The organism is Proteus sp. G2669 (assembly GCF_009915245.1).
Taxonomy (GTDB): Bacteria; Pseudomonadota; Gammaproteobacteria; order Enterobacterales; family Enterobacteriaceae; genus Proteus.
In genome coordinates this window covers 1-9750 of sequence record NZ_JAABLX010000044.1, presented here as the reverse complement: position 1 = coordinate 9750, position 9750 = coordinate 1, and the positions used below count along the sequence as shown (strand labels likewise).

Here is a 9750-nt window from a genome sequence, read left to right as displayed (position 1 = left end):
AATACGTTTATTTTTAAAGGGTGAATTGGGGGGAGGGGAATAGGGCGATTATCGACCACTTTACTTTTACTGATGCGTCGCCCAAAAGCATCGTAAGTGTAACGCCAGCATTCCCCTTCAGGGTTAAAACAGGCAACAAGTTGATTAAGCGTATTCCATTGGTAATACCATGTTTTTGCTCGAAAACCGTGTTGATGAACCACTTTTTGCGTTAATCGACCATTAATGTCGTAGTGATAGTCTTGATAACCTTTGGCGGTAATACGGCGAGTAACACGGCCTTTTTGCTGTTGTGCCAGTTGTAAAAACGCACCATGCGCATCAGACGGAATAAACTGATGCTCTGTGATGTTCAGGTTGTTATCGTACTGAAACTTCTCGCTTTGGCGTTCAAACTGGTTGCTATATTGCGTTTCAATAATTTGGTCGTTGGCGTTATAGCGGTATTGTGTACGGTTCCAGCGAGCATCATCGATATTGACCAGATTAAAGGCTTTATCGTATTGATAACCTCGATGAACATCGGTCGACATCGGGGGTTGAAGCGGATTATCGTGTAGGGATTGTAAAAAGGACTCCGTTCCTCGTCCTGCACGTTGATGCGCTAATAAGCCAGTAGCGGTGTAATGGCTAGAGTTGGCGAAACCCGCTTGGCTTTGACGTAAAAATTCTTGGCCCAGTGCGTTATAACTAAATTGCAAGGGTGCATGTTGATTGACTTGCAGGGAGGTCAGTTCATGGAGTTGACCAAAGGCATAATTAAGTTCACGCTCACCAAAGCGGGTTTGAGATAGGTTCCATTTTTGTTACCAAAATCTTAAACAGCTGTTTGGCATGAATACTAGAAGGTAAAAACTTAAATATAATATACGTAAGGTGATGGTGATATATTAGAGGCTAACGATTTGGTTGAACAATTTTTATCAAATTCTAAAAGAAATTAATCATTTTTTGGATTCCGTATTTTTAAAATAATTAAATACTGTAGTAATTATTTACTATGAAGTCACATTGTTTATATAATGACTTTAATTGAATGTGTTGTACATTAATTTTAGTTATATTATTTTTAATTTCATTTATCTTACTTAGCATAAGTAAATCACCATCATTTATCCTATCCCATCCTTCTTCATCAACTAAATCAAAATAGGTAATAAAAATATTTTTTTCATTTGAAGATAAAGGTACTTTATTTTCGTTCTCATATTCATAGTTTATATCATCAAAGAAAACCAGTTTCTCAAGTGGTCTAATTAGTAAAAAACCAATCATTTTCTTGTTTAAAAAGATAAATTCAAAATCATTTTGAATTTTTATTCTCTCAATATATCCATCCAAACTTATATTAGATAGACATAGCAAATAATCTCCATCTTGACTTAAATGTCTAAAGTCGCAAGGTGATACTGAATTAAATTTAATCGGATTTATTATTTCAATAGATGCATATGTAGAATCAAAAGATAGGATAGTATTTAACACATCAGGATTAAAATAGTTATTATCGGGAATGTACAAAAACACATCACTTAATAATTTATCTGATGTATCAAATATATATCCATCATCACCTATATAATGACTACTACCAATATATTCTGGTAAAAGGTAGTTACTTAGCTCATCCGCAAAAATATTATCGGAAATTATAATCTTATCAAACACCCATTTAACTGCTGATTTTATCTTTTTTGAGGAAGTTAAATTTATTTCGATTTTTCCCCCATCAGTGTTTATGTAATACATATTTTATATTATCACTCAATTTTCCAAATGGATTCAGCTTTAGGAACAGTACCTGATTTACTTGGTATTGTTCCAGACACTATACTTTCTGAAGTAACAATACCACCTCTTGGGGTATTTGGTACACTACCTAAAGGTACTCTTCCTTCACTCCCCAAGGGACCATAATTAGTTACCACCCAGCCCTTTTCAGATCCTTTAGTTCCTACGATGACGACATTCTCTCCATCATGAAAAATTAACCTAGGATTTTTTCCCCCCCCACTTCTGAAGATTTCTTTAGGATTATTAATTATATTTTCGATATCTTTCGAATTTTCAAAATGGCCATGCCTCACTCTTGTATGAAGCTTTCCTGTAGCTATTTTATCAATTAATCCCTCAATTACTTTTTTTTCATCAGCATTAAGTGCATAAATATACAGACAACCCGCCAACCCTAACGGATCAACCCACCCAGTTGGACAATGCACATACCCATACGGATTAAAGCCACCTAATAATCCGATAGGGTCAGGTGAAATATATTGCCCAGTGTCCTTATCATAGTAGCGAAAGCGATTGTAATACAAGCCACTTTCTTTATCTTCATATTGTCCGGCAAACCGAAAATGACATTCGGTGTATTCTGGGTCGTTATCGGCATAATTATCATGAGATTGCCAAAACGCCATTTGCCCCCAGGTATTTAACCGACCAGCCCAGCTGACAATGCCTTTTTCGCTAAAGATTTCACGTGGCGTACCTTGATGGTCAGTGACGACATAATGCAGTTTTCCACGTTGATAACGAGCTGTTGGAGTAATTTCGCCGGGCTGATAGAGCCACTGAATTTGAGCGTCATAAGCGGGTGTGCCATCGGCATAAATTGGGGTTTCTTGCACCATCTGGTCGCCAGACCACAGGTAATCAAGTACACCAATACCATTAACAAACAATTAAAGGTAAGGGATAGTTGCTATGGTTAAGATGAATTCTAAGCAACCCAAGTGGTAAATACTACGCGGTGGGGTATGTTCCGAGTGGCCATAAAACCAGACTATCACTGGCAATCCACTTAACAGGGCATTGGTTAAAAGACGCAGGTTTTGAGACCGGTTTCACGTTCACAATGAAGATATTAAACGGCTGTTTGGTACTGTGAGTTCAATTAATCAATGCAACGCTATCCTTAAATAAGGAGGGCATTGTTATGAAGCCAAGAAAACGTATTTACTATACACCTGAACAAAAAGCGATTATTTGGGACAGATATAAACAAGGTGATTCTTTACATGAGATAGCAAGAATGTTTGATAGATACCATTCTTCTATTATGCCCACTATTTATCAAACGGGTGGCTTCCGTCCTCCTGTCCGTAAACGCCACAGGTTATCGCTTTCGCTTGATGAAAGAGAAGAAATATCGAGAGGATTAGCAGAAAAGTGCAGTATCAGGGAGATAGCTAAAAAAATATCAAGAGCCCCTTCAACTGTTAGTCGTGAGATCCGCAGACATGGTGGATTAACCAACTACCGTGCAGCAAAAGCGGATAAAAAAGCATGGGATAATGCCTTGAGACCCAAAGCTTGTAAATTAAGTCAAAACCCTACATTGTGTAAAATAATCGCAGAAAAAATGCATCAAGGCTGGTCGCCTGAGCAAATTGCTGGCTGGCTGAAACGCAATAATCCAGATGCTCAGGAGATGAATGTGTCTCACGAAACGATTTATAAAACACTTTTTATACAAACTCGGGGAGCTTTAAAAAAAGAGTTACAGCAATATCTTAGAAGCAGAAGAACGGTACGAAAATCTAGAACCACATCACTTAAAGGAAAAGGATTAGGCTCAATCCCTAATGCCGTTCCTATAAGTGAAAGACCATCGACTGTTGCGGATAGAGCAATTCCAGGCCACTGGGAAGGGGATCTAATTCAAGGCTCTAAAAATTCTTATATTGTCACTTTAGTAGAACGCCATTCACGTTATGTTATGCTAGCTAAAATCAGTGATAATAAAACAACAACGGTGATAGCCACTCTCATTAAACAGGCTCAGCAATTACCCGTTGAACTATATAAAACATTAACTTGGGACAGAGGTGTTGAAATGACCAATCATGCAGTATTTACTGTAGCGACTGATATTCAAGTCTACTTCTGCGATCCTCAGTCTCCGTGGCAACGTGGTTCAAACGAAAATACGAACCGATTGCTCAGACAATATTTTCCCAAAGGTACTGATTTATCCGTTCATAGCCAGCAACGGTTAGACAGCATAGCTAGACAACTCAACGAGAGGCCAAGAAAAACGCTAGGTTACGAATCACCAGCAGAACGATTTAACCAGTGTGTTGCATCCACCGATTGAACTCACAACTGATACCGGACAGCGAAGACATCCGAGTGAAAACCAACAACAGATAGCGTGATAATATAGGTAAGTCTAAAAATAGGCTTACCTTACTTACAATGCTAATATTTCTTTGAATGATTTTTTTATTTGTCCACCTAGTCTAACTTTACTTAAACCATATGTTGCCATTTCTTTTGCTTTTTCAATTTCATTCTTTGATATCCAATATCGAGCACACAATAAACTTAGCGCTTGATCAGCCATGATGTTTTTAATATTTATTGGAAGATCTTGGCTTTCTATCATATTAGTTGTTATTGGTGAAAAGAGATCATCAATAGATACAAAAGAGTCAAAAAAATCATTTATTGGCCCATTCAATATCTCTTTTAAAAACTCAGGATCATCTATTGTGTTGATAAAAAAGCCATCTTGAGTACGCACCCTAGATCGAATATATGCGTCTATTTCCTTGAATGAACGAGGTTCGACTCCATCTATAATTGGAGTGACGCCTAAATTGATAAAATACATATCCCCTGAGCTTTTTCGTTGCAAATTGACTGACTTGATAAATGAGCTAGATTTTTGATAAACATTATTTTCGTTAATCTTTTTAAATCCGTTTTCAACGAATAATTTACTAAATACACTCATATTAATCCCTATAGATTATTGGTATACCATATTTATTAAGTTTTTCCTCAAGCCTTGCTGTAGGTCCGATTTTTCCTGTGGTTGGGCTACGAGTAAAATGCCATTCAATAGCACGAAGCGGTGGATTTTCTAGCCTCAAAATTTTTATGTCTCTAGCAAGTTCCTGCCTAACTCTGGACGTTAAACCTGTTCGTCCAATTTTGGATTCTATTCCTAATCGCCCGTCAACAACATCCATTCGTCTTAGTCCACCAGTTACTCTAATATTTTGCTCAATGTCATCTGGCCCTAATCCTCGTTCTCTGGCAATATCATCCCTAACGCCATCACCAACTTGTTTATTCTGTTGAACAGTGCTGACTTTTGATGTCCCACTCAACCCAAACGGATCAATAAACCCTGTAGGACAATGCACATACCCATACGGATTAAAGCCCCCTAATAATCCGATAGGGTCAGGCGAAATATATTGCCCAGTGTCCTTATCATAGTAGCGAAAGCGATTGTAATACAAGCCACTTTCTTTATCTTCATATTGACCGGCAAACCGAAAATGGCATTCAGTGTATTCAGGGTCGTTATCGGCATAATTATCATGAGATTGCCAAAACGCCATTTGTCCCCAGGTATTTAACCGTCCAGCCCAGCTGACAATCCCTTTTTCGCTAAAGATTTCTCGTGGTGTGCCTTGATGGTCAGTGACGACATAATGCAGTTTTCCACGTTGATAACGGGCTGTGGGAGTGATTTCATTGGGCTGGTAGAGCCACTGAATTTGCGAATCATAAGCGGGCGTACCATCGGCATAAATCGGAGTTTCTTGCACCATCTGGTTGCCCGACCACAGATAATCGACACGCTGAACGCGTTTATCTTTAAAGGGCGAATTGGGCGGTGTAATAGGGCGATTATCGAACACCTTACTTTTACTGAGACGTCGCCCAAAAGCATTGTAAGTGTAACGCCATAATTCCCCTTCAGGATTAAAACAGGCAATGAATTGATTAAGCGAACTCCATTGGTAATACCACGTTTTTGCTCGAAAACCGTGTTGATGAACCACTTTTTGTATTAATCGACCATTAATGTCGTAGTGATAATCTTGATAACCTTTGGCGGTAATACAGTCTTTTTATTGCAGCTATCCAATAATCCAATTGCAGTGTAATAGCTAAAATTAGAAAAATAGGTTTGGCTTTGGCGTAAAATTCTTGTCTGTTTATCTGCTCATAATAGAGTTGCCATAAATGGTTCTAACGATATCGAACTTCATGTTCTATAAAACGCACATTCACGAATGATTAAGTTTTATTATTAGTATTATAAAAATTTATTCATGTAGTAGGTTGTCACTCAAAATTTTTGAGTAACATATGGACTTGGGTATAACCATATATGAAAAGTTAATTTTATTTTTACATATAATTAGAGTAACCGAGTTCTTAGTTTTTTAGTGAGTTCCTTAATATATTCAATATCACCAAGATATAAGTAACCATCTCCATGGTCAGGTAGTGATAAGGTATTGTTTATAACGCTATTTAAAATTAATAGTTTTGATTTTTTCATTTGAGTCTCATATATAAAATCAATACCTTTTTCTTTGTCAAGATCACTTTTTTTGATAAATGTCTCTATACTTTTAATTGCCTCTTTTTTGTTTTTATATTTTTTTTTAAATTCAATGTTGAAATCTAAATCTCCAATAATAGAAAATTCAATAGATGCTATATTGTCATCAAGATATATTGTTCTCTCAACTAAAGGGAGGGTTTTTAACTCTCTATTATCTATTATTTCTTTCATTTTTCACTTTTCCTTTCTATGGAACTATTATTATTCCTGCTTTGGTGCCATTTTTAAATAAAATATTATAATGAGGATTTAAATCATGCAGTTTATTACTCGATTCATGTACAACATCAGACAATGGATTTCTTATATTATATAAATCACCTCGATAAGTACCAACTGGTTGTTTCCATACATCACCAAATACTGTTCCACGATATAATTCACCTGATTTAGCGGGGAATAAATCTATATGAGGGCGAAGCTCTGGCATGTTATCTAATAATTGTCTTGCTTCTTCGACATTTCTAACTGTAACATCCTTACCTTCTCTAAGATTGGAAATATTTTTCCGTTGTGCTGAATTAAGTTTGAGTAGCTTATCACAATCCTCACCCGCCAACCCAAACGGATCAACCCACCCAGTCGGACAATGTACGTACCCATACGGATTAAAGCCACCTAATAATCCAATAGGGTCTGGCGAAATATATTGCCCAGTGTCCTTATCATAGTAGCGAAAGCGATTGTAATACAAGCCACTTTCTTTATCTTCATATTGACCGGCAAACCGAAAATGGCATTCAGTGTATTCAGGGTCGTTATCGGCATAATTATCATGAGATTGCCAAAACGCCATTTGTCCCCAGGTATTTAACCGTCCAGCCCAGCTGACAATCCCTTTTTCGCTAAAGATTTCTCGTGGTGTGCCTTGATGGTCAGTGACGACATAATGCAGTTTTCCACGTTGATAACGGGCTGTTGGGGTAATTTCACCGGGTTGATAAAGCCACTGAATTTGCGAATCATAAGCGGGAGTACCATCGGCATAAATCGGGGTTTCTTGCACCATCTGGTCGCTAGACCACAGGTAATCAAGCACAGCAACACCATTAACCAAACAATTAAAGGTAAAGGATAGTTACCACGGTTAAGACGAATTCTAAGTAAAACCGAGTGATAAATACCTCTCTCCAAAAAAACAGAGTGTTATTACACCATGGGCTATGCTCTGAGTGGCAGCAAAACCAGTCCACTGCCGGCAATCCACTTAACAGGATATAGATTAAAAGATGCAGTCTTTGAGACGGGTTTCACGTCTGCAGTGAAAATTTTAAACGGCTGTTTGGTATTAATCCCGGACAGCGAGGATATCCGGACTATTAAGCAGCAAAATCAGCAGCAACAAGCCCAGATCGCCGCATTTAAGCTTAAAGTTAAGGCGCTGATCGGGGAGTGATGTGGTGATTTACCTGCTTTGGTGTGCTGTTGTAGCCAAAGCAGGTGATTATATAATTTGAGTTATAAGGATGGCTATTAGGATTTTTATGCCGTTTGCACGAAGAAAAGACCTTCTATATTATTTCCTTCATTTTTAATAAATAAGTATCCTATGGCATCAGACAATCCCAATACATCTTTAAAGGGATAAGGAAAGTCAGCGGAATAGACCTGGCAGACAAAATGATAATTATTAAAAACCTCATCCACACAGGTTAAACCATTGGGAATATGTTTTGAGAAAAATGATATCATTGGATACTCTTCACTATCAATTCTCGTATTTAATAAATCAACTTTAGTTTCAGGTATAAAATCTTCATTACTTTCACTTAAACTACCAGTCAATGAATAAGATACAAAAGTGAAGCCTGACCGAATCAAATTCAAATCATCTTCATCACCAAAGTATGTTATTTCATCAAGAAAGTAATCACTGCTAGAATATGTTGAAAATATAGACAAATAACCGATTTTTGGCAAAACACCACCAGCGACCTGAGGAGCTACCTTTTCACAATCTATAGAAAAAAGATGCAATAGCTCCTTTCCGTTTGGATTAACAGGCCATTCAGACACATATCCTTTATTGCCCCCTATAATTAAGCCTGAGTCTATATCTTTGTTATCACTTACAATAAATTGAGTAATTTCATACATGATATATATTCCTATTTACAACCTTTTGCTTTTGCAGCAGCTTGTTGTTTATAAAATTTCAATGCATCTCGTCTTAATTGTTTAACTCGACTAGCAGGAACACCAGCTTTTCTTAAACCACCTGATGTTATATCTAATTCACATTTTAATGTTGATGCAAACTCATTTCTACCCAGACCTTGATTCGCTCTAATTTCAGCCTCATGCCAATGAGCACCACCAATACCTCGAGTATCCTTCAACGGGCCTCTGGTATGATGATCCAAATCTAAAGCTATAGATGGATTTCCAGATAAACGTGATGTGTTTGCAAGACCTTGCTGTTTTAAATATTCGTGTCTCAATAATTCGTGAGCTTGTAATTGATCACGCACATGTGAAGGGCCATTTAACTCACCATAGGTGCCTAATGCAAATAGCTTAGCCCAACCCCACGGATCAACCCACACCAGCGCATTCGGCGCATACTGATACAGATTCAGCCCGCCCATCAGCCCTATCGGATCATGCTGGGTAAATCGACCAATATCAGGATCATAATAGCGAAAGGTATTATAGTGTAGACCTGAATACTCGTATCATCCTGATACTCGCCCTACGGGCCAGCGTAAATGCTGTTCAAATTTGTTCCCGACAAATTTGTCTCTATCGAGATATTGCCCCTGAAAACGTAAGTTTTGATCACGATTTTGGGGATAATAATGAAACTCTCCTAATTCAATTTCTGTTTTACCCCAAGAGGTGAAGCGAGCTTGCCATTGAATATCACCGTTACCATCAACTAATGCATCAGGTGAGTCATTAGGCTGACAATGAAAATAAAAAACAGTTTGTTTATTTTTTAATGTATCAACGCGCGCTAAGGGAGAGTAACTGCCCACATCTTCATAGATATAGAGCATGTCAATGCCGTGTCGATATTCGCTTAATAATCGCAAACCTTCCCATAAAAAGGTAGTTGTACCACAAGTGTGTGCTTTTAAAGGTAAACGTTGTTGTGCTTGTGGTAGTTGTAGCGCAGGAAGATATTCGACAGTTTTATGTAAACGACGCCCTAATGGATCGTAATCAAATTGGACAAAATACCGTTTTTCTTCTGGATTAACAGGATGGTGAAGTACGGTTTTTAAACGGTGCTCAGCATTATAGGAATAAGTCCAAGAGCCTGTATCAGTGCGTTTTTCAATCGTCCTACCATAAATATTATATTGATAATACTTCCAACCATAAGGTACTGTTTCTTATTGTGTGGTGATTAAATTATGGCGTAAGTC

Annotated in this window: 10 protein-coding genes and 3 pseudogenes; 3 read left to right on the top strand and 10 right to left on the bottom strand. The window is 37.6% G+C overall.

Features of this window, described 5'->3' with window-relative positions:
* From GWI68_RS12010 to GWI68_RS12000, 3 genes and pseudogenes are all read right to left on the bottom strand, one after another.
* A partial coding sequence (locus tag GWI68_RS12010) for an RHS repeat domain-containing protein (protein ID WP_243733374.1) occupies positions 1-701 on the bottom strand: 701 nt, incomplete at its 3' end.
* Between the two features lie 274 nt (positions 702-975).
* On the bottom strand, positions 976-1749 hold the full coding sequence (locus GWI68_RS12005) for a hypothetical protein (protein WP_166540424.1): 774 nt from the start codon (positions 1747-1749) through the stop codon (positions 976-978).
* 425 nt (positions 1750-2174) lie between these two features.
* Positions 2175-2657, bottom strand: a pseudogene (locus tag GWI68_RS12000) (RHS repeat-associated core domain-containing protein); the annotation flags it as partial.
* 98 nt (positions 2658-2755) lie between these two features.
* Here GWI68_RS12000 and GWI68_RS11995 point away from each other — a divergent pair.
* On the top strand, positions 2756-2893 hold the full coding sequence (locus GWI68_RS11995; protein ID WP_166540423.1) for a SymE family type I addiction module toxin: 138 nt from the start codon (positions 2756-2758) through the stop codon (positions 2891-2893).
* Between the two features lie 48 nt (positions 2894-2941).
* Positions 2942-4102: an IS30 family transposase gene (locus GWI68_RS11990; protein ID WP_166540422.1), complete on the top strand. Its 1161-nt coding sequence runs from the start codon at positions 2942-2944 to the stop codon at positions 4100-4102.
* 96 nt (positions 4103-4198) lie between these two features.
* On the opposite strand, the gene GWI68_RS11985 is transcribed toward GWI68_RS11990, so the two are convergent.
* The 4 genes and pseudogenes from GWI68_RS11985 to GWI68_RS11970 form a co-directional block, all read right to left on the bottom strand.
* Positions 4199-4744 (bottom strand): DUF4304 domain-containing protein, encoded by a 546-nt coding sequence (locus tag GWI68_RS11985; protein WP_166540421.1) that lies wholly within the window; start codon positions 4742-4744, stop codon positions 4199-4201.
* Between the two features lies 1 nt (position 4745).
* On the bottom strand, positions 4746-5807 hold the full coding sequence (locus tag GWI68_RS20660; protein WP_347877529.1) for an RHS repeat-associated core domain-containing protein: 1062 nt from the start codon (positions 5805-5807) through the stop codon (positions 4746-4748).
* Between the two features lie 362 nt (positions 5808-6169).
* On the bottom strand, positions 6170-6550 hold the full coding sequence (locus tag GWI68_RS11975) for a hypothetical protein (protein ID WP_166540420.1): 381 nt from the start codon (positions 6548-6550) through the stop codon (positions 6170-6172).
* 16 nt (positions 6551-6566) lie between these two features.
* Positions 6567-7409: pseudogene (locus GWI68_RS11970) on the bottom strand (RHS repeat-associated core domain-containing protein); the annotation flags it as partial.
* 126 nt (positions 7410-7535) lie between these two features.
* On the opposite strand from GWI68_RS11970, the gene GWI68_RS11965 reads away from it, so the two are divergent.
* Positions 7536-7775 (top strand): endoribonuclease SymE, encoded by a 240-nt coding sequence (locus tag GWI68_RS11965; protein WP_243733373.1) that lies wholly within the window; start codon positions 7536-7538, stop codon positions 7773-7775.
* A gap of 86 nt (positions 7776-7861) precedes the next feature.
* Here the strand turns inward: GWI68_RS11965 and GWI68_RS11960 are convergent, their stop codons facing one another.
* From GWI68_RS11960 to GWI68_RS11950, 3 genes and pseudogenes are all read right to left on the bottom strand, one after another.
* Positions 7862-8476, bottom strand: a complete 615-nt coding sequence (locus GWI68_RS11960) for a DUF1963 domain-containing protein (protein WP_166540419.1) — start codon at positions 8474-8476, stop codon at positions 7862-7864.
* 11 nt (positions 8477-8487) lie between these two features.
* A pseudogene (locus GWI68_RS11955) lies at positions 8488-9033 on the bottom strand (RHS repeat-associated core domain-containing protein); the annotation flags it as partial.
* Between the two features lie 21 nt (positions 9034-9054).
* On the bottom strand, positions 9055-9414 hold the full coding sequence (locus GWI68_RS11950) for an RHS domain-containing protein (RefSeq protein WP_166540418.1): 360 nt from the start codon (positions 9412-9414) through the stop codon (positions 9055-9057).
* Between the last annotated feature and the right edge of the window lie 336 nt (positions 9415-9750).

Excerpts from the sequence above, each read along its gene's own strand:
- GWI68_RS12005 (WP_166540424.1), bottom strand. The coding sequence starts at position 1,749 with ATGTATTACATAAACACTGATGGGGGAAAAATCGAAATAAATTTAACT.
- GWI68_RS11975 (WP_166540420.1), bottom strand. The coding sequence starts at position 6,550 with ATGAAAGAAATAATAGATAATAGAGAGTTAAAAACCCTCCCTTTAGTT.
- GWI68_RS11965 (WP_243733373.1), top strand. The coding sequence starts at position 7,536 with ATGGGCTATGCTCTGAGTGGCAGCAAAACCAGTCCACTGCCGGCAATC.
- GWI68_RS11960 (WP_166540419.1), bottom strand. The coding sequence starts at position 8,476 with ATGTATGAAATTACTCAATTTATTGTAAGTGATAACAAAGATATAGAC.
- GWI68_RS11990 (WP_166540422.1), top strand. The coding sequence starts at position 2,942 with ATGAAGCCAAGAAAACGTATTTACTATACACCTGAACAAAAAGCGATT.
- GWI68_RS11985 (WP_166540421.1), bottom strand. The coding sequence starts at position 4,744 with ATGAGTGTATTTAGTAAATTATTCGTTGAAAACGGATTTAAAAAGATT.